The 23409-nt window shown below is 59.7% G+C and carries 21 protein-coding genes and 1 pseudogene; 9 read left to right on the top strand and 13 right to left on the bottom strand.

The window, feature by feature from the left end; genetic code table 11:
- Together V7D69_RS10755 and V7D69_RS10750 are read right to left on the bottom strand one after the other, a co-directional pair.
- Positions 1 to 893: pseudogene (locus V7D69_RS10755) on the bottom strand (translocation/assembly module TamB domain-containing protein); the annotation flags it as partial.
- Entirely contained in the window at positions 893 to 3109 is a 2217-nt protein-coding gene (locus tag V7D69_RS10750) for a BamA/TamA family outer membrane protein (protein WP_414690965.1), read from the bottom strand. The pseudogene V7D69_RS10755 and the gene V7D69_RS10750, both read right to left, overlap by 1 nt.
- Before the next feature lie 170 nt (positions 3110 to 3279).
- On the opposite strand from V7D69_RS10750, the gene V7D69_RS10745 reads away from it, so the two are divergent.
- Positions 3280 to 4329, top strand: a complete 1050-nt coding sequence (locus tag V7D69_RS10745; protein ID WP_333605782.1) for a YihY/virulence factor BrkB family protein — start codon at positions 3280 to 3282, stop codon at positions 4327 to 4329.
- A 5-nt stretch (positions 4330 to 4334) separates the two neighbouring features.
- Here V7D69_RS10745 and V7D69_RS10740 read toward each other — a convergent pair whose 3' ends face one another.
- Together V7D69_RS10740 and V7D69_RS10735 are read right to left on the bottom strand one after the other, a co-directional pair.
- Positions 4335 to 5120, bottom strand: coding sequence for a kinase (locus tag V7D69_RS10740; protein ID WP_324062783.1), 786 nt, complete (start codon positions 5118 to 5120; stop codon positions 4335 to 4337).
- A 35-nt stretch (positions 5121 to 5155) separates the two neighbouring features.
- Positions 5156 to 5611, bottom strand: a complete 456-nt coding sequence (locus V7D69_RS10735) for an MEKHLA domain-containing protein (RefSeq protein WP_324062756.1) — start codon at positions 5609 to 5611, stop codon at positions 5156 to 5158.
- 223 nt (positions 5612 to 5834) lie between these two features.
- Between V7D69_RS10735 and ribB the strand changes: the two genes are divergently transcribed.
- The 3 genes from ribB (at position 5835) to V7D69_RS10720 (ending at position 8832) form a co-directional block, all read left to right on the top strand.
- Entirely contained in the window at positions 5835 to 7139 is a 1305-nt protein-coding gene (gene ribB, locus V7D69_RS10730; protein ID WP_324062758.1) for a 3,4-dihydroxy-2-butanone-4-phosphate synthase, read from the top strand.
- Between the two features lies 1 nt (position 7140).
- Positions 7141 to 7563, top strand: a complete 423-nt coding sequence (gene ribH, locus V7D69_RS10725) for a 6,7-dimethyl-8-ribityllumazine synthase (RefSeq protein WP_333605781.1) — start codon at positions 7141 to 7143, stop codon at positions 7561 to 7563.
- 702 nt (positions 7564 to 8265) lie between these two features.
- Positions 8266 to 8832, top strand: coding sequence for a MarR family transcriptional regulator (locus tag V7D69_RS10720; RefSeq protein WP_324062761.1), 567 nt, complete (start codon positions 8266 to 8268; stop codon positions 8830 to 8832).
- Positions 8833 to 8950: 118 nt separating this feature from the next.
- Here the strand turns inward: V7D69_RS10720 and V7D69_RS10715 are convergent, their stop codons facing one another.
- The 3 genes from V7D69_RS10715 to cysD form a co-directional block, all read right to left on the bottom strand.
- Positions 8951 to 9688 (bottom strand): 3'(2'),5'-bisphosphate nucleotidase CysQ, encoded by a 738-nt coding sequence (locus V7D69_RS10715; protein WP_333605780.1) that lies wholly within the window; start codon positions 9686 to 9688, stop codon positions 8951 to 8953.
- Positions 9688 to 11610, bottom strand: coding sequence for a sulfate adenylyltransferase subunit CysN (cysN, locus tag V7D69_RS10710; protein WP_324062785.1), 1923 nt, complete (start codon positions 11608 to 11610; stop codon positions 9688 to 9690). The genes V7D69_RS10715 and cysN overlap by 1 nt, the downstream gene beginning before the upstream one ends.
- 120 nt (positions 11611 to 11730) lie before the next feature.
- Entirely contained in the window at positions 11731 to 12633 is a 903-nt protein-coding gene (cysD, locus tag V7D69_RS10705) for a sulfate adenylyltransferase subunit CysD (RefSeq protein WP_324062765.1), read from the bottom strand.
- A gap of 93 nt (positions 12634 to 12726) precedes the next feature.
- Between cysD and V7D69_RS10700 the strand changes: the two genes are divergently transcribed.
- Entirely contained in the window at positions 12727 to 13815 is a 1089-nt protein-coding gene (locus tag V7D69_RS10700; protein ID WP_324062767.1) for a helix-turn-helix transcriptional regulator, read from the top strand.
- 27 nt (positions 13816 to 13842) lie between these two features.
- Here the strand turns inward: V7D69_RS10700 and thiE are convergent, their stop codons facing one another.
- Positions 13843 to 14490: a thiamine phosphate synthase gene (gene thiE / locus V7D69_RS10695; RefSeq protein ID WP_333605779.1), complete on the bottom strand. Its 648-nt coding sequence runs from the start codon at positions 14488 to 14490 to the stop codon at positions 13843 to 13845.
- A gap of 383 nt (positions 14491 to 14873) precedes the next feature.
- Here thiE and V7D69_RS10690 point away from each other — a divergent pair, with 383 nt between their 5' ends.
- On the top strand, positions 14874 to 15056 hold the full coding sequence (locus tag V7D69_RS10690; RefSeq protein WP_333605778.1) for a hypothetical protein: 183 nt from the start codon (positions 14874 to 14876) through the stop codon (positions 15054 to 15056).
- A gap of 120 nt (positions 15057 to 15176) precedes the next feature.
- Here V7D69_RS10690 and V7D69_RS10685 read toward each other — a convergent pair whose 3' ends face one another.
- From V7D69_RS10685 to tkt, 5 genes are all read right to left on the bottom strand, one after another.
- Positions 15177 to 16088: a fructose bisphosphate aldolase gene (locus V7D69_RS10685; protein WP_333605777.1), complete on the bottom strand. Its 912-nt coding sequence runs from the start codon at positions 16086 to 16088 to the stop codon at positions 15177 to 15179.
- Positions 16089 to 16124: 36 nt separating this feature from the next.
- The gene (locus V7D69_RS10680; RefSeq protein ID WP_333605776.1) at positions 16125 to 17240 is read right to left on the bottom strand and encodes an acyltransferase family protein; all 1116 of its coding nucleotides are present in this window, start codon (positions 17238 to 17240) and stop codon (positions 16125 to 16127) included.
- A 46-nt stretch (positions 17241 to 17286) separates the two neighbouring features.
- Positions 17287 to 18486 (bottom strand): phosphoglycerate kinase, encoded by a 1200-nt coding sequence (locus tag V7D69_RS10675; protein ID WP_324062777.1) that lies wholly within the window; start codon positions 18484 to 18486, stop codon positions 17287 to 17289.
- 148 nt (positions 18487 to 18634) lie between these two features.
- Positions 18635 to 19642: a type I glyceraldehyde-3-phosphate dehydrogenase gene (gap, locus tag V7D69_RS10670; protein ID WP_324062779.1), complete on the bottom strand. Its 1008-nt coding sequence runs from the start codon at positions 19640 to 19642 to the stop codon at positions 18635 to 18637.
- Between the two features lie 15 nt (positions 19643 to 19657).
- Positions 19658 to 21646: a transketolase gene (tkt, locus tag V7D69_RS10665; protein ID WP_333605775.1), complete on the bottom strand. Its 1989-nt coding sequence runs from the start codon at positions 21644 to 21646 to the stop codon at positions 19658 to 19660.
- A 372-nt stretch (positions 21647 to 22018) separates the two neighbouring features.
- On the opposite strand from tkt, the gene V7D69_RS10660 reads away from it, so the two are divergent.
- The 3 genes from V7D69_RS10660 to V7D69_RS10650 all read left to right on the top strand — a co-directional run bounded on the left by V7D69_RS10660 (position 22019) and on the right by V7D69_RS10650 (position 23317).
- On the top strand, positions 22019 to 22327 hold the full coding sequence (locus V7D69_RS10660) for a cell division protein ZapA (RefSeq protein WP_324062075.1): 309 nt from the start codon (positions 22019 to 22021) through the stop codon (positions 22325 to 22327).
- A gap of 170 nt (positions 22328 to 22497) precedes the next feature.
- Entirely contained in the window at positions 22498 to 23100 is a 603-nt protein-coding gene (locus V7D69_RS10655) for a 5-formyltetrahydrofolate cyclo-ligase (RefSeq protein WP_333605774.1), read from the top strand.
- Between the two features lies 1 nt (position 23101).
- A complete protein-coding gene (locus V7D69_RS10650) occupies positions 23102 to 23317 on the top strand; it encodes a DUF2842 domain-containing protein (protein WP_324062077.1) in 216 nt (71 codons plus the stop codon).
- Positions 23318 to 23409: the final 92 nt, after the last annotated feature.

The raw sequence follows: 23409 nt of genomic DNA, 5'->3' as shown, positions 1-23409 counted from the left end.
CCTGTTGGGCCTTTGAGATTGAATGTCCCATTCCTTGCCGTCAGCGCCAAATCGGCCAACTCCGCGCCGCCTAGCTTGGCGGTCAGCGCACCGTTCCAAGCGGCCCAGTCGCCCCGTCCTTTGACCTTCAGCGCAACGGGCTGAGTAAAGCCGCCTAACGAGGCAATAACGCCGCCCTTAGGCGCGTCCATATCAAGATCAATGGTCAGTCGGTTCCGAGAGGGGACTGCGTCGAGTGTCAGAACAAACCGATCGCCGCCTTCTTTGCCTGCTATGGCGATCGTGCCGCCCCTGGCAGTCACTTGCGCGCGTCCATCGGCAATATGAGCGCTGCCATCGATAGTGACGATGCGCCGCTCACCAGCAACCGGTGGCTCGGCGATGAAGCGGAGGATGCGCAAAGCGCCCACGTCTATGTCGATATTCGGCAAGAGCGGCGCGTTGCTGGGCGGGGCCGGCTTGAAAGCCGGCACCCGCCTTAGGATCACGCGGCGCGCGATAGCGGTGCGCACGTCCACATGATTATCCAGATAAGCGAAAGGGCGCCAATCTACGTCAACCTCAGGCGAGAATAGGAACTCACCTTTGGGATCGCGGACTGAGAGACCCCGCAACGTCATCTTGCCATAAAGCGACCCGTCGATGCGGCTCACCGTGATGCGCATCCCGTTCTCGAACGTGAGGCCGGCGATCTGATTTGCCACGAAGCGATGGCCCGGCGTCGTGTCGAGACCAAAGATCAGCACGAAAGCCAGAGTTGACACGCCGAGCAGCATGAAGGCAAAGGTCTTGAGCGCGCGCACTTGCATTCGCCGCCAGGAAAGTCGCCGTCGCGCGCTTTCCTCTCTTACATCGGCCTCTGCGTCTCGCTCGATTTCATCCTCGCCGGCCATCAGAAAGCCTGCCCGATCGAGACATAGATATTGATTCTGGATTCGCCCGGTCGACGGTCGATCGGAGTTGCCACATCAAGCCGAACGGGGCCGAAGTTCGTATAGAAACGTCCGCCAAGGCCGACGCCGTAGCGCAAATCATTGAATTGCGGCACGGTCTCGCGATAGGCTTGGCCTGCATCGACGAAAGCCACCACGCCGTAATTACCGAAGCGGTAGCGCGCCTCGAAGGAAGCTTCGTTCAGGCTGCGGCCGCCCACGGGCTTGCCATCAGGCGCCTGCTCACCCAACGCCTGGTACGCGTAGCCACGCACGGAACCGCCGCCGCCCGCGTAGAGCCGCCGCGAAGGTGCTATGTCAAACAGCTCCACCCCCTGGATTGTGCCGAGACGGATGCGCCCCGCCAGCACCAGGTTGCCGCTTACTGGATAATAAGTGGAAGCATCAAAACGGGCGCGAAGGTAAGGATCAAAGCCCTTGTTCAACGTGGCTTCGGGTTGAATGAGGGCTGTCAGGCGATAACCCTTGGTTGGGTTGAGCAAATCATCGGTAGTGTCGAAACCGACCTGGCCGTTGACACCGGCGATATAATACGTGTGGCGATCGCGAGTGCCGGTTGCCGCGTTGTAGTCGGTCTCGCCGGTCGCCAGCAATTCCACCCCATAAGCGTAAGTGTACTTCTTCTGCCAAAGGGGCGTGGAATCCCTGCTGATGCGAGCGGCCAGACGGCCGGTATAGGCACTGTAAGCATCATATTTATTGTGGAACGCTTCTGTGGTCACTTCCAGCGTCCGGTCTCGCTTGCCAGCGTTGGATCGACGAAAGATCGCGCCAAGCCCCTGCTGTTGGGTGCCGGCAGTAATATGAGCGATCAGCGCGCCTTCGGGGGGGAACAGATTGCGGTGCGTCCATGTGGCCTCTGCGGTCAGGCCCTGACCAGCCGCGTAACCCACCGAGCCGGCTATCGTCCGCGGCGGTCCGGCCTCCTGATGAACATTGAGAGTCACGTATTCCGTACCATCTCCAACCGCCTCGCCGCTGCGAACCGGGGCGACAGAGATCGCCTTGAACAGATTGGTTGCCACCAACGCTTTGCGCAGGTCGTCCACCTTTCGGCTATCGTACAAGTCACCCCGCTTAAAGCGGGCGAGGACAGGGATATGATCCGCATTGAAGGCCAGATCGCCATCGGTGGTAAAGCCGTCGAAACGCCCGCGCGGCCCCACCGTGACGGGCAGTGTGTAAACCCCCTGGCCGGTATCCGGATCCAGCAGGACGTCGTGGTCGCCAAGGGTGGCGAACGGATAACCATTCTCAGGCAGGGCGACAGCCACTTGCGCTTCCGCGCCCTGCACGCGCTCTGCGATGATTGGCTCACCCACCTTGAGCGCAAGATTATCAGCGATGAGACCCGGCGGCACCGTCGGGTCCGCTTTAATCACGATGTCGGAGAAGGCATAGCGTTTGCCCGGCGCCACGAGGATCACCGCCGTCATCGTCTTGTCCTTATCGCGCGGGGGCTCCAGTCGCGGGCGGATGATAGGGGAATACCAACCTTCGGAGGCGAGGATCGTTTCCAGCAACTGACCATCCTCGGTCAGCCGCGCTCGGATCATTGCTGTGTTCGCCGCTTTTCCGCCCCCCTTTCTGAGTGCGGAGAGCGAGCGAAACTCGTCCTCAAGATCGGCATCCGTTTCCTTGTCAGCCTGGTCGAGCCCTTGCAGCTCCAGCCGATAGGAGACCGTGGCCTCCTTGTCCTCCTGGACAGCTTCTTGCGCGAACTGGACCGGCCTCACCTCGAACTGATCGATGGGCGGGAGCGGAGCTTCCAGTTCGGCGTCAAGCACAGGCGCATCGCCGATCTGTACCGGGGGCTGAGGCTCGACGGTTTTCGAAACTGACGCCGTCGGCATGGGCCCGCCCTGTTCCAGTCCGACGCCAGGTTTTTGTTTGGCCAATCTGCGCTCAAACTCCTCTATGGATTCTAGCGGTTTATCAAGCTCTGGATCGTCCCGTGCATCAAGCTGCGGCACCGAGGAATTGAGTTCTTTGTCCAAGATGATCGGCTCGACCTGCGGAAGGTTCGCGTCGGCCGGCGGTGAAGGCACAGACATCTTGCCTGCATCCGGCCGATCTTGAGCGGCATTGGGCGTCCGCGCCAAAGGTTCCTGAGCCGCAGTCGGGGAGACTGAGAATGCGAGCGTGAAGGACAGCATGAGAACGCTGACGCTGCCACCCGGGCGGAAGGAACAAGCCGGAAGGTGATCGATTAGCCGAGGCATGAGCAACGCTGACAATCACCCCCATGCAAGAGCCCGACCCAGTGGCCTTCCTGAACAAGGCTATCGCATTGCGAAAGCGAAAGTTCCCGTTCCGGCTCTCCCATATGTCGAAAAGTGACGCTTCGGCAACAGAGCTTCCGCCGGGCGCGCACGCGACCACACCCTGGACGATGCCGTGGGCAGCTTGGTCCCGCGTATTGAAGCGCGTCTGGGTAATGACAGGATTTCATGAGCTTGGCCTCCTGGCGGCCGGGCTGGCGTTCTTTAGTTTCCTCGCCCTTACCCCTCTGCTTGCTGCGACGGTCATCATCTATGGCTTGGTCGGAGACGTCAAAAGCGTTCAGGAGCAGGTAGAGAACGCCGTACGGATGTTGCCGCCAGACGCGGCCCATTTGGTGGAGACGCAATTGCCTCGGATCGTCTCCACAAGTGGTGGGGTGACTGGCTTGGCGCTGGTTATCGCCTTGATGTTTGCGCTCTACGGCGCGATGCGCGCGGCCAGCGGTATGATAAGCGCCCTTAACATCATCAATGAGGAACATGAGACGCGCGGGATCGTGACCCTGACCTGGAGGGCGGCATTGCTGACGCTCGCGGCAGTGCTGATCGCCGTCACCGGCGTGATTTCAGGCGGCGTTTTTGCGTGGCTGCAAACGCAGACGAGTATCTATTTGGGCGGTGTCACCGAACGGCTGTTCAACTTGCTGACCTGGGGCGTTGCCATTGCCTTGGGCAGCGCCGGGTTCGCTCTCATCATGCGCTATGGACCGGACCGCCGACCCGCCAAATGGCGTTGGCTCGCCCCCGGTTCAGTGCTGGCGACACTGTTATGGATCGCTGTTTCATTCGGGTTCTCGCTCTATGTGGCGTATATTAGCAATTACAACGCCACTTATGGCTCACTTTCGGCAATCGTTGTGTTCCTTATGTGGCTATTCCTCTCGGCATACGGTGTCCTGCTTGGCGCGCTGCTCAATGCCGAAATTGAGCGGCAGACCTTCTGCGATACGACCGCGGGGCCGGACCGCCGGCCGGGAGAGCGCGGCGCGGCACTGGCCGACCTCATTGACGACACGGTGCCTATGCGTCGCCAGCTTGAACGTCGAAAGCGCCAGCGCGCCTATCTGGCGCGCAGATCGATGGATAGCGACTGATCTTGTCAGCGAGTCAGGATTGCCAGTGGCCGTCGTTGCGCGTTCAAACGCACTACCAGATCGGCTCGCTCAGGCATTTCTGAAAGGATATGCCGCGTCAGACGCTCGTAATGAGAGATAAAGCGAGCAATCGCCATCTCGTGCATGATCTGTCCGTCCAGAGCCTCTCGGTCCACCAACTCACGCTCCTGCTCAAAGCGCCAACCGTGCACCACTTCGAAATCGGGGGCAGCCAGCAAGACCAAGCGGTCAAGGCGCGCGAACAAGGATTGATAGGCTCCGGCCAGTGCATTGTTGACATATGTCCGCCAGACCGCCTCGCTATCTTCCACCTCTTCAAGCACGTTGACCGGCGCGGCCAGACTTGCAGCCGGTTGCGGTAGCGCGCCGACGCACCATCCTTCGAACAAGAGAACCTGGCATCGTGCGGGCGCGGCCTGCCAATGGTCACGCGGTGCCCGATCGTCATGAAGCTTATCGAAACGTGGAAGGGGCAAGGACAGACCTTGCCTCAAGCCATCGATGAGCGCGAAACCCAGGGCCACGTCATGCGTGCCCGGCACGCCGCGCGTGGCGAGCAAGGGATGAATGTGCATCGCCAGTTCCCGCCGCTCCACCTGTGTCAGGTAAAGATCGTCAAGCGACAGTGTCGCCGCACGCAAGCCTTCGGCTAGACAGGTGCGCCGAACTGCAGCAGCAAGTGTGGTTTTGCCTGAGCCCTGCGGCCCGCATAGCCCGATAATAACCGGCCGCTTCTCGGTTTGCGCCAACGCAGCTCGGACCTGCTCCATAATCGCGGCGACCACATCTCTATCGACTTTGCTGGTCACGGGACGAAACAGGCGGCCTGGCCATGTCGCAGCCCCGCCTCATCGACGAGGTTCCATACGGTCGCGGGCCCGATGTGGAAGCGCCGACCTTTCGCGCTGATACGGATTCCAGCGTAATCGTCGATGAAGCCCTTGGCCATCACTCGGTCCAGCAACGCCTGTCGCTCGCCGCGTAACGGCGCTTCTGCCGAAAGACGAGAGGGCATTCCGATGAACGCTTCCGCGTCGGTTTCAAATACCGCGAGCGCTGCGGCATTGCCGAAAAAGAACACCGGGTCCGCCTGCGTTCCATGTGCCACAATCGCGAAGGGGGATGACCAAAGCGCTGTTATCACATCGTCTCCGGTCTCGAACAAGCGGTGACCGAGAAGCAGTTCGTGGCTTTTCGCGATAAGCGCAATACGCCCCGCCCGCTCCGGCTTCAGATAGATCGCGGGTAATGGGCAATTCATGGCCGGCTCACCTTTTGTTCACCGCCTTACCCTGTCACGCTGGGGGGACTCCTCTCGCGTGGCGAGGCGATCCGGGATAACCGCGGGAAACGAATTTGTCATAAAGAGCAGATTCGTCAGCGCGCGTGAACGCTTATTTCCAGCCCATCGCCACTATCTCCTTGCATTCCAATGTACCTCAGTCGTATGGATATCACATTAAAATGTGGGGCGATGTATTTCAGTGTCTAGCAATGTCATCGAGAAAGTTCGCAAGCTCGTAACCGAAGGCGGAATGAGCAGAGCCAGCCTGGCCCGCGCTGCCGGATTGCACGCCAACACATTGCGAGACTGCACGGACGCGGACTGGAACCCAACGGCAGAAACGCTTGGCAAGCTGGAGCGGGTATTGTTCTCTAACGATGACCGTGAAGTTCTGGTCCCTATAGAGGAAATCATCGACGAGGCGCGCAATGGCCGCATGTTCATTCTGGTGGACGATGAGGATCGAGAGAACGAAGGCGATCTGGTCATTCCGGCGCAAATGGCGACGCCGGCGGCGATCAACTTCATGGCTACGCATGGCCGCGGGCTGATCTGCCTGACATTGACCAGCGAGAGAGTGGACCAGCTTGGGCTCGACCTGATGAGCCGACACAACGGCACTCGCCACGAAACCGCCTTCACCGTTTCAATCGAGGCGCGCGAGGGCGTGACCACCGGCATCTCCGCGGCAGACCGCGCGCGAACGATTTCGGTCGCCGTCGACAGCAGCAAGAGCAAGGACGATATTGTCACGCCGGGACATGTCTTTCCGCTGCGCGCGCGCGACGGCGGTGTTTTGGTGCGAGCAGGCCATACCGAGGCTGCGGTTGACATCTCCCGCCTTGCCGGTCTCAATCCGTCAGGCGTGATTTGTGAGATCATGCGTGACGACGGCACCATGGCCCGCATGGACGATCTCGTTACCTTCGCGCGGACGCACGACCTGAAGATCGGTACGATCCGCGACCTTATCGCTTATCGGCGCAAACACGATCGTATGGTCGAAAAGAAGGCCGAACTCGTGTTCGACAGCCGCTACGGTGGGCAATGGACAGCGCGTAGTTACTTCAACAAGGCGACCGGCGATGAAACGATGGCTCTTGTCAAGGGACGCATCGATCCCTCGGCGCCCACGCTGGTGCGTATGCACACGTTATCAATCTTTGCTGACATCCTTGGTGAGGACCAAGGCGATCGTGCCGGTCTTCTACACCGCTCGATGGAAATCATCGGCAAGGAAGGCTGCGGCGCGATCGTGCTGATTAATCGGCCAATGGGCCGGCTGATGTCGCGCGCAATTGATATCAAGCGGCTCGTCCGCGCAGGCGAGCTCCCGGATCTGGAAGAGTTGCGCGATTACGGCGTCGGTGCGCAAATCCTGGCCGAACTCGGCATTCATGACATGATCCTCCTGACCAACACGCATCATTCGCTCGTTGCGTTGGAAGGCTATGGCCTCAACATCGTGGGCGAACGCCCCATCCTTCCCGCTGGAGACCAATGACATGGGGCGCTTTCTTATCGTCGAAGCCCGTTTTTACGACCATCTGAATGATATGCTGATTGCAGGCGCCACAGCAGCGCTGAAGGCTGCCGGACATCAAGTCGACGTAGTGACAGTGCCGGGCGCACTCGAAATTCCCGGAGCCATATCCCTTGCAGATGCAGGCGGAGATTATGATGGCTACGTCGCGATTGGCGTCGTCATTCGCGGCGAAACCTATCATTTTGAAATTGTCGCCGGCGAAAGCGCGCGTGGAATCATGGCCTTGACCATGGACGGCATTGCCATCGGCAACGGCATTCTCACGGTAGAGAACGAGGCTCAGGCGCTGGTACGCGCCAACCCTGCCCGGAAGGACAAAGGCGGTGAAGCCGCAAAGGCCGCCATCACGCTCTTGGAACTGAAGGACCGGTTCGGCGGCTGATTCCGACCCGACCGATGCAGCCTTCACCCGTTCACGTCCGGTGACGTTCGGCGCTATACCGGATCGCCAGGGCTCGGTATCCAGCAATCAAAGGACATTCCACTAGACGAAAACACCTAATTACCGTTTTCCGAAATAAGCGGAGTGCTTCTATAATATTTTTACAAGACGCAGATTTATTAACAGTCATTACAATTTTTTCATAATTAGCACGTCAAAATACGGTTCTGGATTTCTGTTTCTCGCAAAAACTTGCGTCGAGGTGCTCCATTTTGATCGAATTTGGATTGTCACGGATCGCATTCGGAGGGGGAAGCGAATGTTCCCTCGACGAGGAGAACATAGTGGAAGTCAAGATCACCGCCGCCAAATCACAGGTATGTGAACTTGCGAAAATCCTGAGGTAATTGAGAAAACCTACTCGCTCTCATTACCCCTCCTTGTCTTGCGGAATCCATCGCTACTCTCACAACTGAACTCAATAGAACCCGCAATGTCTCCAATCCGGAGTAACCTTGCCGAGACGTATCGTGCCGTCACTGTCAATACTCGATCCCGTTGACGGATAAGCAAAAACCTCCTTGCGGCATCATCGAGCAATTCCAGCAAGATTTTTGCGCGGTCCGCCATCAAAAGATCCAGTAATCGCTGCGGGCTCTTCTCCAAGGAAAGCTTGCAGCCCGGCTTTGGTGATGCATATCCATGCGCAATACGGACCAACTGATGCGCAATCGAGCGAAGGCCATTCGCCTGATAGGAATTGCGAACGAACTTCTCGCAATGGCACGCGAACTCGAGATCGGCGAAAACGCGTCGACGTTGCTCTATTCACTGACCGGCGAGGCCGGTGAGCGTGAGATTGGAAAGAGTACCGCGACACAGGACCACCCGATCTGGGTAGAACTGGCACGCCAAACTTATGACGATCGCCGCCGCCGCACCAAGATCTTCCGCTCCGAAGACCTTTTCGGCGAACCCGCATGGGACATCCTGCTGGATCTCTTCATCGCCGCCAAGGAACGCCGCCGCGTTTCAGTGACCAGCGCCTGCATCGGCTCCGCCGTTCCCTCAACCACCGCTCTGCGCTGGATCACGATCCTGGAAAGGCAGGGCCTGTTGGTGCGCGAAGCCGATCCGGGCGACGCGCGACGGGTCTACGTCAAGTTGAGCGCGCGCGGCTATGCCGCCATGCTCGAATATTTCGCCTCCGCGTCCCGTTCCGTCGTGCTGCTGGATGATGCCCCCGCTCACTCCATTGCTGTGCGATAAACAAGAAGGGCAACCGCCCATCCTCCCGTACCCCCGTGAAGAGGATGAGGCCGGGACGAGCACGGAGTCGAGCGGATGGCCGGCATAACGCCCCCCGGTGCCGGCCATCCGCGAATGATTACAGGAGAGCCTTAACCCGCTCCAGCACCATGTCCGCATGCTCCCTGCGGCAGATCAACAAATCGGGCATGTAGACATCCTGCCGGTTATAAACCAACGGGCTGCCGTCGATACGCGAAGCATGAAGCCCCCACCCCAATGCCACTGCGGCCGGGGCGCAGCTGTCCCATTCATATTGCCCGCCTGAATGAAGATAAATGTCCGCCTCGCCGCGCAGAACCGCCATCGCCTTCGCGCCGGCCGAGCCCATCGCCACCAGTTCCGCCCCGATCGTTGCGGCCACATCGGTCGCTTCCTTGGCCGGACGTGTGCGACTGACCACCATGCGTAAAGCTCCGGGCGCAGGCGGAATCTTACCCGGTTGGTCCGAACGGAGCACCAGACCCAGGCCCGGTAAAGCCACAGCCCCGAGCACCGGCGCGCCGTTCACCGCCAGACCGACATGGACCGCCCAATCCGTCCGCTCCTCGCCATATTCGCGCGTGCCGTCGACCGGGTCTATGATCCACACCCTCTCCTTGGCGAGGCGCTCCATATTATCCCGCTCTTCCTCGGAAAGCAGGCCGTCTTCCGCCCGCTGCTCACGCAGGGCATGGACGAGGAACTGGTTAGCAGTCTGATCCCCCGCCTTGCCGAGCGCTTTGCCGCCGAAGACGCCCGCGGCCCGAACCTGAAGCAGGATATTACCCGCCACGTCCGCCAGGTGCGCGGCCAGATCGCCGTCAGCCATCGTCATCACGCTCCTCCCAGCAGCGTGTCAACGATGAGGTTCGCGGCCTCGTCGGGAGATATGGTGGTGGTATCGATGCGGATTTCGGGGTTGCGCGGCGCCTCGTAGGGACTGTCGATGCCCGTGAAATTCTTCAACTCGCCTGCACGGGCTTTTCTGTAAAGACCCTTCACATCCCGCGCTTCAGCCACGTTCAGCGGGGTATCAATGAATACCTCGAAAAATTCGCCTTCAGGCATCATTGAGCGCACCATCTCGCGATCCGCCTGGAACGGGGAAATGAAAGCGGTGATGACAATCAACCCCGCGTCCGCCATCAGCTTCGAAACTTCACCAACGCGGCGAATGTTCTCGATCCGATCGGCCTCGGTAAAGCCCAGGTCCTTGTTGAGGCCGTGGCGCACGTTGTCCCCATCCAGCAAGAAGGTGTGCCGGTTCATTCGGTAGAGCTTCTTTTCGACGAGATTGGCGATGGTGGACTTGCCCGAGCCGGAGAGGCCGGTGAACCAAAGGACCGCCGGCTTCTGGTTCTTGAGGTCGGCGTGCTGCTTGCGACCGATATCAAGCGCCTGCCAATGCACGTTCTGCGAACGGCGCAAGGAAAAGTGAAGCATGCCCGCCGCGACCGTGGCGTTAGTCATCTTGTCGATCAGGACGAATCCGCCCAGCGTCCGGTTCTCCGCATAAGGCTCGAACACGATCTGCCGGTCAGTAATGACCTCCGCCACGCCGATGGCGTTAAGCTCCAGCGTCTTCGCCGCGATGTGCTCCAGCGTGTTCACGTTGATCGTATACTTCGGTTCCTGCACCGTCGCCGAGACCATCTGCGTGCCCAGCTTGAACCAATAGGCGCGGCCGGGAATCATCGCCTCATCCGCCATCCAGACGATTGTCGCTTCGAACTGATCGGCAGTCTGCGGCGGATTGGCGGCCACCGAGATCACTGAGCCACGAGAGCAATCAATCTCATCGTCAAAGCACACGGTGACGGACTGACCGGCCACCGCTTCGTCGAGATCGCCATCCATTGTCACGACACGCGTGATCGTGCTGGTCTTGCCCGAGGGCAGAACGCGAATGCTATCACCCGGTTTGATGGAGCCGCTGGCGATCAGACCCGAAAAACCGCGGAAATCAAGGTCTGGACGGTTCACCCACTGCACTGGCAGACGGAATGGTTTTTCCGCATCGATCGAGCCGAGCACCTCGACAGTTTCCAAATGCTCGACCAGCGTCGGTCCGCCGTACCATGGGGTATTGGTCGAAAGCGTGGTGATATTATCACCCCTGAAGCCGGAGATCGGCATTGCCGTGAAGCTCTCAATCCCGATAGATCTCGCAAACTCGGCATAGTCGGCGACGATCTTGTCAAAAACCTCCTGGTCGTAATCGACCAGGTCCATCTTGTTGACGGCCAGCACGATATTCCTGATGCCGATCAAATGGCACAAGTAGCTGTGTCGCCGGGTTTGAACGAGTACGCCCTTGCGCGCATCGATCAGGATCACCGCCAGATCGGCAGTCGAAGCCCCCGTCACCATGTTGCGGGTATATTGCTCGTGACCGGGGCAGTCCGCAACGATGAACTTGCGCTTCTCGGTATTGAAGAAGCGATAAGCGACGTCGATGGTGATCCCCTGTTCCCGCTCAGCGGCAAGCCCATCGACCAACAGCGCAAAGTCGATTTCCTGGCCTTGCGTGCCGACTTTCCTGGAGTCACTTTCCAGCGCGGCGAACTGATCCTCGAAGATCATCTTCGAATCGTAGAGCAAGCGCCCAATTAGGGTGGATTTGCCGTCATCAACGCTGCCGCAAGTGATGAAGCGCAGCATAGTCTTGTGCTCATGCTGCTCCAGGTAGGCATTGATATCCTCTGCAATCAGCTTGTCGACTACGTAGACGGGTTCCTTGGTCTCGGTATCGGACATAATAATCTCTCCGCTCACCCCGATCTCGAGCTTCGTCGAAGTATCGAAGGGCATTGGCGCATCATTCGGGAGTTCTGCAAGCTCACCTGAGCAGGAACGGGAACGAGGGTATCGTAGCGCTCAGAAGTATCCCTGCTGCTTCTTGACTTCCATACCGGCGCCGCCGGCATCCTTGTCGATCGCGCGGCCCTGACGCTCGGAAGTGGTGGCCAGCAATGTTTCCTGGATCACCTCGGGAAGAGTTTTGGCGGTGCTTTCCACCGCGCCGGTCAGTGGATAACAGCCCAAGGTGCGAAAGCGGATCGAGCGCATCACCGGTTTTTCGCCCGGCCTCAACGGAAAGCGGTCATCATCGACCATCAGCAACATGCCGTCCCGCTCCACCGTCGGCCGTTCCTCTGCAAAGTAGAGCGGCACGATGGGAATATCGTTGAGGTGAATGTACTGCCAGATGTCCAACTCGGTCCAGTTAGAGATGGGAAAGACCCGAATGGACTCGCCCTTGTTCTTGCGTGCGTTGTAGAGGTTCCACAATTCCGGCCGCTGGTTCTTCGGGTCCCAACCGTGCGAAGAGGTGCGGAACGAGAAAATACGTTCCTTGGCACGGCTCTTCTCCTCGTCACGGCGGGCCCCGCCGAAAGCCGCATCGAAGCCGTACTTGTCCAACGCTTGCTTAAGCCCCTCGGTCTTCCACATGTCCGTATGAAGGGAGCCATGATCGAAAGGGTTGATCCCTTTTTCCAGCGCTTCGGGATTGTGATAGATGAGCAAGTCCATTCCCGACAGCTCCGCCATCCTGTCGCGCAGTTCGTACATCGCCTTGAATTTCCACGTGGTGTCGACGTGGAGCAGGGGAAAAGGTGGCGGCGAAGGATAGAATGCCTTGCGGGCAAGATGCAGCATTACTGCGCTGTCCTTGCCGACCGAGTATAGCATCACCGGTTTTTCCGCCTCGGCGACGACTTCTCGGATGATGTGTATGCTTTCGGCCTCCAGCCTCTCAAGATGCGTGAGGGTTTTCATTGAGCGTCCCTATGTTGGGGTGGCCCCGTTTATCTGGGTTACGAATCTCATTGCAGGGATGACTTTCTGGAAAACCTCCCATATGGGAGGCGTATGGCGCTCACCACTCGCGACGAGACCGATCTCTTGCTGCCGTTGTTCCGGGGGCTGTCCGATAATCGACGGTTTTCCGCCTTTGCCGATCGCCTCCAGCGCCGAACGCAAGCCGAGTATGTAGGGCTGATTCAAAGGATCGGAAATGGACCTGAAGCCATAGTACAAGAGTTCCATTCCGGCTTAGATCTCCGCACCCTCGCGCAGGAAAGCGATCCGCTCGACGCTCACGCGCTTGACCGTTTCCATTACGATAACTTGAGACCGCGCCGGGTCTATTCGATCGCCGAGTTCTTCGATCACGATCCGGCCTACCGGGCGGCGCGCACTCAAAGGATGCTGCGCCTGGGCATTACCGACGAACGCATACTGCGCATCCCGGACATAGATGCAATGAGCGCATGGCTCATCATAGCCCGTGCTCAGCCTTGTACTGCAGCAGACAGCGCGATGCTCTCCAATCTTGCACCTTATGTGGAAGAAGCCCTGCGCGCCGCGGTTGAACTGGAACGTTGGCGCAGCCAGTCCAGCATCAGCACGCAGGGATTGGCATATTCCGCCGTGGGATGGATGACGATGGATCGCGAGGCGCGATTGCTCTCCATCGATTCCGGCCTGGATGCTCGGCTACGGGAGATACTGGGCTCTCCGCCGCGCGTCGGCGAACGTCTACGAGATCTGGGCCCAAAGGCCGAGCGGGAACTGACAGCAGCCGCCATGCAGTTCACCGGAGAAACGCCAGGACTGGCCCGCCCGCTTCTGCTTTTCGACGACCCGCGCCTGGAAGCCCTGCTTATGGCCGCCGTCGATACTGCGCGCCGCTCCATGCTCGTCCTTTGCCGGCTGCCGAATGCGCTCAGTGCTAAAAGCATCGATCGCCTGGCAAGGCTGTTCGACCTGCCCCCACGGGAAGCTGAACTGGCGATCGCCCTTTATGAAGGCCATTCAATCGCTGAGGCGGCCGAGCGGATGGGGCTGACTTTGGAAACTGCACGCAATTATTCAAAGCGGCTTTATGCCAAGCTTGAGGTGCGAGGACAGGCTCAGTTAGTGCGTCTGGTCAGCAGCAGCGTCGCAGTGATGGCTTAGCTTTATTTCGCTTGATCCGCTGCCCGCTCACTCTTGCATGGCGGCGTGGAAGGCCCTGATGGCTGCGGCCTCATCACTGTTCCAGACCGCGCCACAAACCGCTAGAAAATCGGCTCCGGCCTTGATCAGCGGCAGGCAGTTTTCCGGTGTTACGCCGCCGATGGCCACACAAGGAATTTCGAAGAGGGCTTGCCACCACTCCAGCAGATCAAGCGTCGCGGTGTATCTGGTATCCTTGGTGGCGGTGGGAAAAAATGCGCCGAAGGCGATATAATCCGCGCCTGCTTCCCCTGCCTCCATCGCCAAATGCCTGCTGTTATGGCAAGTCACGCCGATCTGGGCATCACGGCCGAGCGCCTTGCGAGCGTCTTCGACGGAACCGTCCTCCTGCCCCAGATGTACGCCGTCCGCACCGATCCGCTTGGCAAGGCCAATCGAATCATTGACGACGAAAGCCACATCGTGGGTCGCGCAGATCGTTTGGAGCGGCTGCGCAAGCCGCGCGGCTTCGTGCTGGTCAATGCCCTTGACTCGAAACTGGAAGGCCGCAACAGGCCCGGCGTCAAGGGCTCGGGCTAGACGCTCAGGAAAGGTGCCGCTCACATCGAGCGGCGAGATCAGGTAAAGCTGCGTGGGCTCGCGCTCGTTTTCCGACTGTGCATTTTCATCCGTCATAGCCGCGCTCTAGCTGGACGTCGCCAGCGCGCCAAGCGTTCCGAAACCGTTCAGGCGCATCAAGGCTTGATCCCGGCATGAAGAATCGTGTGCTGTTTACGATCATCACCCCACTCTGTCTCGCTGCCTGCGCGATCATCCCGCCACCCGCCCCTTCGCGGACAACCGCGCCCCCATCAGGACAGCCAGCAGTAAGGGCACCGCTTCACTTGCCGGGAAGACGCATTCCGGCGCCGAACCCGTCGCCGCAAGATATTCCTTTCGCTTACGCGGCCCTCCATGAGACAGCCTTGATCGATGGAATGAGAATCACTCCTCTCAAGGTGTTGGAAGACAGCCGCTGCCCCACAAACGCGCGATGCGTTTGGGTTGGCCGAGTCCGCTTGCGCATTCAGGTCGACCTCGGTTCTCGTGGTCAAACTATGGAGATCGCCTCGGACAAGCCGGCGCAGCTCACCGATGGCACGCTGGCGCTCGTTGAGGTGAAACCGGACAAAATGACCAACAAGAACAATGGTGCAGTGGCATTGACAACTTATCGTTTCGGATTCCGTTTCGATCGGTGACAGCGATATTCGCCGGATCAGTGCTAATGGTGCCCCCGCTGCGCTGTGGTGATCGGACAAAAGCAAAGGCGGCGCCCTCCAGCGCCGCCCTTTACGTTATTCCGCCTTTTCGGGGTCGCGTCAGACCGCTGCGGCAGCCAACGTCTTCTGCGTCGATCCCTTGTATATTTCGTCAATCGCGCTGGCGAGCGAGGCGTTAAATTCAGCATCGTTCATCTGCGCACGCAGATCTTCGAGCAATGCGCGGCTGAAGCTGGCGATGATGCCTTGGTTCTTCGCCAGTTCGACGCAAGCTTCGGGACGCTTGTAACCACCCGAAAGCGCGACCACTCGCAGAACCTTGGGATGCGTGACCAGCGGATCGAACGTTCCCGGAACCACAGGCAGCGAAAGCTTGAGCATGACTTGCTGGCCTTCGGCCAGTTCATCCAGATTTTTGAGGATCTCAGCAAGCAGGAGCTTGTCGCATTCAGCGCGGGTCTCGCTCTTGATGTTCACCTCAGGCTCGATGATGGGCATCATGCCATGGCTAAGCACCTGCTTGCCAACCTCAAACTGCTGTTTGACGACTGCCGCAATGCCCGCTGCATTGGCGGAATTGATAACCGAGCGCTCCTTGGTCCCGAATACGCCCAGCGCTTTGGAACGTTCAAGCAGAACATCCAGCGTTGGCATAGGCTTCATGAGCTGCACGCCGTTCGCCTCGTCTTCAAGGCCCTTGTCGATCTTGATAAACGGCACGACACCCTTGGCGATCAGAGCTTGGGGGGTGGGAACGCCTTCGACGGTGCCGTCCATGGTCCGCTCGAACAGGATCGCGCCGATGACCTTGTCGCCGGTAAAGGCAGGCGAAGAAATAATGCGCGCACGCATCTCATGAATGAGAGCGAACATCTCCTCTTCTGTCGACCATGCGCCTTCTTCGATGCCATAGCCCTTCAGCGCCTTAGGCGTTGAACCGCCGCTCTGGTCCAGCGCCGCAATGAAGCCATTCCCCGCGGCCATCTTCGCCGCCATGTCCGAATATTGCATGGTTCTCCTCCTACCTGTTCGAAAACGTATTGAAAGTTATCCCCCGGCAACCTCTTTCGCAACCGCAGCAGGATTCACTTCGGCGCGCGACATAAGCGCCATAACGCTATGCGGACGCGGTTTGCCGCGCATCGCCGCACTCAGCCAAGCCCGCGTCGGCACATCGATCCCGCGAACGCACAGCCATGCCAGCGCTAAACAGCTGCCCAGATAGACGAACGCCATCAGCACCTGATCGAAACCAAGATCGTCCTTGAAATAGCGCAAAGGTTCCATCAGCGCCCAATGCACGGCATAAAGCGCATAGGACACCTCGCCGAGAAACCACGCAGCCGGCGCCACGAGCCTGGGCGGTTCGCAGCGCGCTCCGACCCAGACCAATGCCGGCGCAATCAACATGCTGCAAACAAGGTCATACTTCCCTGCGGGCACCGATCGCAAATCGAGCAAAAGCATCGCCGCAATCGCAGCTAGACAGGCCAGGCCCGTCCATCCCCGCGGCCTGGTTCGGGATTGCGGCAAGCGAGCGATAAGAACGCCCGCGGCAAAGGCAAAGGTTGTCCGAACGGCCGAAATGCCGAACTGATCCCAGACCGCGCCCAGATTGCCGCCATCGTTATCCAGAACGGCCGCCCCATACCACCAGCCGGCTGCCAGACACAGCACCAGGAGCCCCAACTTCGGCAAGCGAAACAGCACCAGCACCAGCAGAAAGTTCGCAACCAGTTCAAAGAACAATGACCAGGCTGGCACATTCATGGGGAACATGGTCATGGTGATCGGCGAAGGCAACATCAGGAGATTGAAAGGCAGACTGCCGAAGATGATGCCAAACTCGAAAATATCCCCCTTGCCTGTATACCGGTCGGAGATCGCTGAGAGCGTCGTGACCACGAGACCAACCAGGAACAGCGGATAGAGGCGGATCATCCGCTGTTTCATGAAAGCCCCGGTTGAAAGCCCGGCCTTCCAGCGCGGCAAATAGGTGCGGCAGAGCACGAAACCTGACAGCGCGAAAAAGAAATCAACCGCAAGATACCCATGCGGCGCCTGCGAGATATTGTAGTGAAACAATGCCACGGCCAGCGCGGCAATCCCGCGCATCCCGTCCAGAGTGACGTATCGCCCTTGCCAGGGGGAGGAGTTGTGCATCGTCACAAATTCCCCTGCCCGCGGCCGATCCATGGAGTTTCGCCGCTCAGCCACAAAGCGCCGAAATTCCGGGCAGTTCCTTGCCTTCCATCCACTCCAGGAAGGCTCCGCCGGCCGTCGAAATATAAGTGAAATCTTGCGCTACACCTGCATGATTAAGCGCTGCGACGGTGTCCCCGCCGCCAGCCACTGATGTCAGCGAACCTTCCACGGTCAACGCCGCCGCCGTCTTCGCCAGCGCGACGGTGGCGGCATCGAACGGCGGTGTTTCGAATGCGCCCATCGGGCCGTTCCACACGAGGGTGCGGCAAGTCTTCAGAACGTCGCCTAACGCTTCCACCGCCGAAGGCCCGACGTCGAGGATCATCTCATCAGCCGCGACCTCATGAACATTACAAGTCCGAAGCGATGGCGGGTTGGCCGCGAACTCCTTGGCCACCACGACTTCATAAGGCAGATGCACAGTGCAGCCCGCCTTATCGGCCGTTTCCAGAATCTCGTTAGCGGTGCCTGTCAACTCGTGTTCGCACAGCGACTTGCCCACGTTCACGCCCTTGGCGGCGAGAAACGTGTTGGCCATGCCGCCGCCGATGATGAGATGGTCCACTTGAGCTACCAGGTGCTTAAGCACGTCGAGCTTGGATGAGACTTTCGCGCCGCCGACGACCGCCGCCACGGGCTTCACCGGCTTGCCAAGCGCTTTGTCGAGAGCCTCAAGCTCAGCCTGCATTGAACGGCCGGCATATGCGGGCAACACCCGGGCCAGCCCTTCCGTGGTTGCGTGAGCGCGGTGAGCTGCGGAGAAGGCATCGTTGACGTAGAAATCGCCGTTGGCTGCGATGGCCTTCACCAGCGCAGGATCGTTCTTTTCCTCGCCCTTCCAGAAGCGTGTATTCTCAAGAATGGCAATATCGCCGGGACGCAGAATGCCGACAGCCTGCGCGACGACTTCACCCGCAATTTCGGGCACGAACATGACTTCCTTGCCCAGCACCCTCTCAACCGCGCCCACCACCATCGAAAGAGACTGTGTTGAGACACGCTCGCCCTTCGGGCGCCCGAAGTGCGCGAGCAAAAGGACCTTGGCGCCCTTCTCGGACAGCTCCAGCACAGTAGGCGCTGAAGCGCGAATGCGGGTTTCGTCAGTAACGACGCCGTCCTGCATCGGCAGGTTCAAGTCCACGCGCACAAGCGCCACCTTGCCGGTCGCATCGCCCAGATCGTCAAGGGTCTTGAAAGCGCTCATCACTTGCTCCTGGTCCCTCCCGCGCCTGCGTGAAGGGCTAAGGGAGGGCATATATCAAGGCAGGGCTCCTACGAACCCTCACCCTGCCCCCTCCCACGAACGGGAGGGGAGTTGTCAATGCGCCGCCGCTCGCAGGCGGCGCGCCTTGTCAAAGCAGCCCGGCCATCACGCCCGCGGTATCAACCATGCGGTTCGAGAAGCCCCACTCGTTATCGTACCACGAAAGCACGCGCACCAGCTTGCCTTCCAGCACGGCGGTCTCAAGGCTGTCGATGGTCGAAGAATGCGCGTCATGATTGAAGTCAATCGAAACCAGCGGCTCCTCCGTATAGGCGAGCACGCCCTTGAGCTCGCCATCGGCGGCCGCCTTGAGCAGCGCGTTGACCTCCTCGACCGAGGTATCGCGCTTGGGCTGGAAGGTCAGATCGACAACCGAGACATTCGGGGTCGGCACCCGGATCGACGATCCATCAAGCTTACCGGCCAGTTCGGGCAGCACCAGGCCCACCGCGACGGCGGCGCCGGTGCTGGTGGGGATCATCGACATAGCAGCGGCGCGGGCGCGGCGCGGATCCTGATGGATCTGGTCGAGGATCTTCTGATCGTTAGTGTAGGAATGGACCGTGGTCATCAAACCACGCTCTATGCCGATTTTCTCGTGCAGGACCTTGGCCATCGGCGCCAGGCAGTTGGTCGTGCACGACGCGTTCGAAACAACCACGTGATCCGCGTTCAGCTTATGATGATTGACCCCGTAAACGACCGTCAGATCGACGCCCTTGGCCGGGGCCGAGATCAGCACGCGCTTGGCCCCCGCCTCGATATGCTTGGACGCGCTGGCCTTGTTCGTGAAGAAACCGGTACATTCCAGCGCGATATCGATGCCATGAGCGGCATGTGGCAGGTTGGCGGGATCGCGCTCGGCGGTGACGTGGATGCGCTTGCCGTTGACGATTAGGTCATTGCCGTCAACTTCGACGCTGCCCTGGAAAGTGCCATGTACGCTGTCGCGCTTGAACAGAAGGGCGTTCGACTTGGCATCCGCAAGGTCGTTGATCGAGACCAGTTCGAGCCCGCAGTCCGGCCGCTCAAGAATGGCGCGGGCGACATTGCGCCCGATACGTCCGAAACCGTTGATAGCAACCTTGGTCGCCATGTGAAATTCTCCTTCTTAGGCGCTGAGCTTGTCCAGAATCTTGGGCACGATGGCTTCGGTGGTAAAACCGAAACGCGCAAACAGGTCCTTGGCCGGGGCCGACGCGCCGAAGCGGTCCAAGCCGATGGTGAGCCCGCCGTTGCGGCTGAAAGCGGTATAGCGCTCCCAACCCAGCGTCGATCCCGCCTCGATTGAGACGCGCAGGATTGAGGGATCGTGCGGCAGCACTTCGTGCTTATAAGCCTCGTCCTGCGCCTCGAACAGCTCCATACAGGGCATGGAGACTACATCCGCGCCGATTCCACGCCGCTCCAGCTCGTCTCGCACTTTGCAAGCCAGTTCAACTTCCGAGCCGGTCGCGATCAGGATGACCTTCCGATCAGCTTCCGAGCGGCGCAGCACATAGGCGCCTCGCGCCGAAAGCATCTCGCCAGACTTGCGGAGCTGGGGCAGATTCTGGCGAGTGAGCGCCAGTATCGAAGGCGTATCCGCCGTTTCGAGGGCGATGTTCCAGCATTCCGCCGTTTCGATCGCATCGGCGGGCCGAAAAACGTTAAGGTTCGGGATCAAGCGCAGGCTCATCACCTGCTCGACCGGCTGGTGCGTCGGCCCATCCTCACCAAGGCCGATCGAATCGTGCGTAAGGACGTAGATCGCCCGGGTTTGCTGCAGGGCTGAAAGGCGAATGGCATTACGGCAATAGTCGGAAAAGATCAGGAAGGTCCCGCCGTAAGGGATCACCCCACCGTGCAGCGCCATGCCGTTCATAGCTGCGGCCATGCCGAACTCGCGAATACCGTAATAGACATAGCGGCCGGCGTAGTTCTCAGCGTTGAACGGCGCCTGGCACTTGGCCTTGGTATTGTTGGAACCCGTGAGATCGGCAGAGCCGCCGACCATCTCCGGCATTACCGGCGCCAGCACGTTCAGCCAGTTCTCGGAAGCCTTACGGGTAGCCACGGTGGAACCAGCATTCACCCATTCCGCCAGCGCCTTTCGGATCGGTTCGCCATCGGGCAGTTCCCCCGCCATCCGACGGTTAAATTCTTCGGCATGGACACTTCCGTTCAGTCGCGTTTCCCATACCGCACGCGCTTTCGCGCCTGCATCACCCAACGATCTCCAGTTCGCGAGGATAGCAGCGGGAATATCAAACGGCTTCGCTGCCCAGCCCAGATATTCGCGCGCAGCGGCAACCTCGTCCGTTCCCAGCGCCGAACCATGAACATCATGGCTGCCTTGCTTGTTAGGCGCGCCTTTGCCGATCACCGTGCGACAGGCAACGAGCGCCGGCTTGTCCGAAACGGCCGCATCGGACAAAGCTCTCTCGATATCGGCATAATCGTGACCGTCGCAGGAGAACACATCCCACCCAGCGGCACGGTAACGCGCAGGAATGTCCTCACTGGTCGAAAGCGACGTGTCCCCGTCAATGGTGATCTTATTGTCGTCCCACAGGACCTTCAGCTTGCCAAGCCTCAGATTGCCGGCGAGGCCGATGGCCTCATGGTTGATGCCTTCCATCAGGCAACCGTCACCGGCGATCACCCAGGTGTTGTGGTCCACGAGAGCGTCGCCGAATGTGGCATTGAGATGCCGCTCCGCCATGGCCATGCCGACCGCCATTGCAAGGCCCTGCCCCAGCGGACCGGTCGTGCACTCAACGCCGGGAATGAGAAAGTTTTCCGGATGTCCCGCACAGACCGAGCCTAGCTGGCGGAAATTGCGGATGTCCTCGATCGTCGGGCTCTCGTAGCCGGTGAGATAAAGAAGCGAATAGATGAGCATGGAGCCATGGCCGGCCGATAGGACGAAGCGGTCACGGTCCGGCCACCGAGGCGCAGCGGGATCGAACTTGAGAAACTTAGAGAAAAGAACGGTAGCCACGTCCGCCATGCCCATCGGCATGCCGGGATGGCCGCTGTTGGCCGCCTGAACCGCATCCATCGACAGCGCCCGGATGGCATTGGCCATCGGCGCGAGGCGGTCTGAGGCAAAGGTCATTCCAATAGCTCCGGCGCGGAAATTGCAGGACGATTCGAGAGTTCGCGCCTCCCTTTAGGGAGAGGCAGCTTCCCGTCAAGTTCGGCGCCCCGATTCAATCCGATCGACAAAACGGCCCGCCTCGTCACCGATAGCTCGCGCGATTGTGAACAACTCGGGCCAAATGCTTGCCTTGGAGCGATAATAGGGTAGCCATGCGCTTATGGAACATGCGCCAATCGTGGAAGCGGTTGAAAGAATTGAAGCGGCCCTGACAAGGGCAGAGGCCGCTTCACGGGAGACGGCAGGTCTTCGGGACAGGCATGACCGCTTCAAGACCTCGGTATCCCGGTTGTTGAGCGATCTGGACAGATTGATCGAAGGGCCGACGGCGTGAGCAACGTCACGCTCTCTATCGGCGGACGCAACTTTACCGTGGCCTGCGCGGACGGCGAAGAAGCCCATGTGCACCGATTGGGCGAACTTATCGATACGAAAATTTCGGCCGCTGGCGCGAGCACTCATTCCGAAGCGCGAATGCTGTTGTTCGCCTCGCTGTTGCTCGCCGATGAAGTACACGAATTGCAGCGCATCCGGAATACCGCCACGTTTCCTCCAGAAATGGCTGAACGCCTCGCCCTAATTGCCGGAAGGATCGAAAATCTTGCAGACCTTCTTGAGAGCGCGGCGCCGAACGCCTAAATGACTGTCGACGGGATCTGCCCGGCACGAGCCGTTCGAACATCCCTGAGGCTATAAGCAATCCAAGGGGGCTGTCCCTGCCCGGACCACTCTGTTTCCACTGGGGTCCGACGTATATGGTTCCCACCTGACGTTGAGGCGTCAGAGGATTTCTAGGAAAACGACCCAAGGTGGACCCGTCACCCCCCCTATCCCCCGCCGAAGAGAAATCCGTGCTGCGCGCGGCTTATCGCAAGGCCCGGTCAAGCCACGTCGCGAACCTGCCGGAAGGGTTGCGGGCCCTGGTTTTCCATCGCCCGCCCACACCCATAGCGGAACAGGTTGGCGAAAGCTCCATTATCGGGCTCTATTACCCCTGCGCGAATGAGGCACCTGCCGCCGGCTGGGCGCGGTGGTTTGCTGAAAATGGGCGCACGATTGCGTTGCCCTGGTTCGCTGCACGTGAGGCCGCCATGGAGTTTCGCATCTGGGCCAATCCATGGAACGAAGATTCGCTGGTGCCTGGCCCCTGGCGCGCGTTGCAACCTGCCACTGACGCCGCCCTCGTTGTTCCCAATATTGTCGTCGTTCCGTTGTTGGCGTTCACGGCGACGGGACACAGGTTGGGGCAAGGGGGTGGACACTACGATCGGTGGCTGGCCACTCATCCGCAGGTGCCCGCGATCGGCCTTGCGTGGGATTGCCAAATCGCAGAGGCGCTTCCTTGTGAATTGCATGATCGGCCACTTGCCGCCGTGGTGACACCCACGCGCATCTATGAAGGATCCGAGTGATATGCGCGAAGCTCCCACGTGGCGGATACCAGTCGGCGTTCTTCTACTCGTTGCGGCCCTTGGCCTTTACGGCATCGCAATAGCAAGTTTGGTTCCATCGCTGATCGGCAGATGGAATGCCTTGGCGCAATTCCCTGTATACGTGGTGTTGGGCGTGGCCTGGATCCTGCCCTTGCGGCGTTTTTTGATCTGGATGGAGACCGGCCGCTGGGGATGACCGAGGCTCGTTTTCGCGCTGCGTGACCACTTTCGGAGAAGTGGCGCGAGTGACGGGGCTCGAACCCGCGACCTCCGGCGTGACAGGCCGGC

Source organism: Novosphingobium sp. (assembly GCF_036733805.1).
GTDB lineage: Bacteria > Pseudomonadota > Alphaproteobacteria > Sphingomonadales > Sphingomonadaceae > Novosphingobium.
Note: the sequence above shows the minus strand (reverse complement) of the source record. Positions and strands in the feature narration are given on the sequence as shown.

What these genes read in the sequence shown, in the direction of transcription:
- V7D69_RS10720 (WP_324062761.1), top strand. Translation starts at nt 8,266, where the DNA reads ATGCGCAATACGGACCAACTGATGCGCAATCGAGCGAAGGCCATTCGC.
- V7D69_RS10750 (WP_414690965.1), bottom strand. Translation starts at nt 3,109, where the DNA reads ATGCTGTCCTTCACGCTCGCATTCTCAGTCTCCCCGACTGCGGCTCAG.
- V7D69_RS10745 (WP_333605782.1), top strand. Translation starts at nt 3,280, where the DNA reads ATGTCGAAAAGTGACGCTTCGGCAACAGAGCTTCCGCCGGGCGCGCAC.
- V7D69_RS10650 (WP_324062077.1), top strand. Translation starts at nt 23,102, where the DNA reads ATGCGCGAAGCTCCCACGTGGCGGATACCAGTCGGCGTTCTTCTACTC.
- V7D69_RS10685 (WP_333605777.1), bottom strand. Translation starts at nt 16,088, where the DNA reads ATGCAATATTCGGACATGGCGGCGAAGATGGCCGCGGGGAATGGCTTC.
- thiE (WP_333605779.1), bottom strand. Translation starts at nt 14,490, where the DNA reads ATGACGGATGAAAATGCACAGTCGGAAAACGAGCGCGAGCCCACGCAG.
- V7D69_RS10740 (WP_324062783.1), bottom strand. Translation starts at nt 5,120, where the DNA reads ATGGAGCAGGTCCGAGCTGCGTTGGCGCAAACCGAGAAGCGGCCGGTT.
- cysD (WP_324062765.1), bottom strand. Translation starts at nt 12,633, where the DNA reads ATGAAAACCCTCACGCATCTTGAGAGGCTGGAGGCCGAAAGCATACAC.
- V7D69_RS10675 (WP_324062777.1), bottom strand. Translation starts at nt 18,486, where the DNA reads ATGAGCGCTTTCAAGACCCTTGACGATCTGGGCGATGCGACCGGCAAG.
- V7D69_RS10680 (WP_333605776.1), bottom strand. Translation starts at nt 17,240, where the DNA reads ATGCACAACTCCTCCCCCTGGCAAGGGCGATACGTCACTCTGGACGGG.
- gap (WP_324062779.1), bottom strand. Translation starts at nt 19,642, where the DNA reads ATGGCGACCAAGGTTGCTATCAACGGTTTCGGACGTATCGGGCGCAAT.
- cysN (WP_324062785.1), bottom strand. Translation starts at nt 11,610, where the DNA reads ATGTCCGATACCGAGACCAAGGAACCCGTCTACGTAGTCGACAAGCTG.
- ribH (WP_333605781.1), top strand. Translation starts at nt 7,141, where the DNA reads ATGGGGCGCTTTCTTATCGTCGAAGCCCGTTTTTACGACCATCTGAAT.
- tkt (WP_333605775.1), bottom strand. Translation starts at nt 21,646, where the DNA reads ATGACCTTTGCCTCAGACCGCCTCGCGCCGATGGCCAATGCCATCCGG.
- V7D69_RS10735 (WP_324062756.1), bottom strand. Translation starts at nt 5,611, where the DNA reads ATGAATTGCCCATTACCCGCGATCTATCTGAAGCCGGAGCGGGCGGGG.
- V7D69_RS10700 (WP_324062767.1), top strand. Translation starts at nt 12,727, where the DNA reads ATGGCGCTCACCACTCGCGACGAGACCGATCTCTTGCTGCCGTTGTTC.
- V7D69_RS10715 (WP_333605780.1), bottom strand. Translation starts at nt 9,688, where the DNA reads ATGACGATGGCTGACGGCGATCTGGCCGCGCACCTGGCGGACGTGGCG.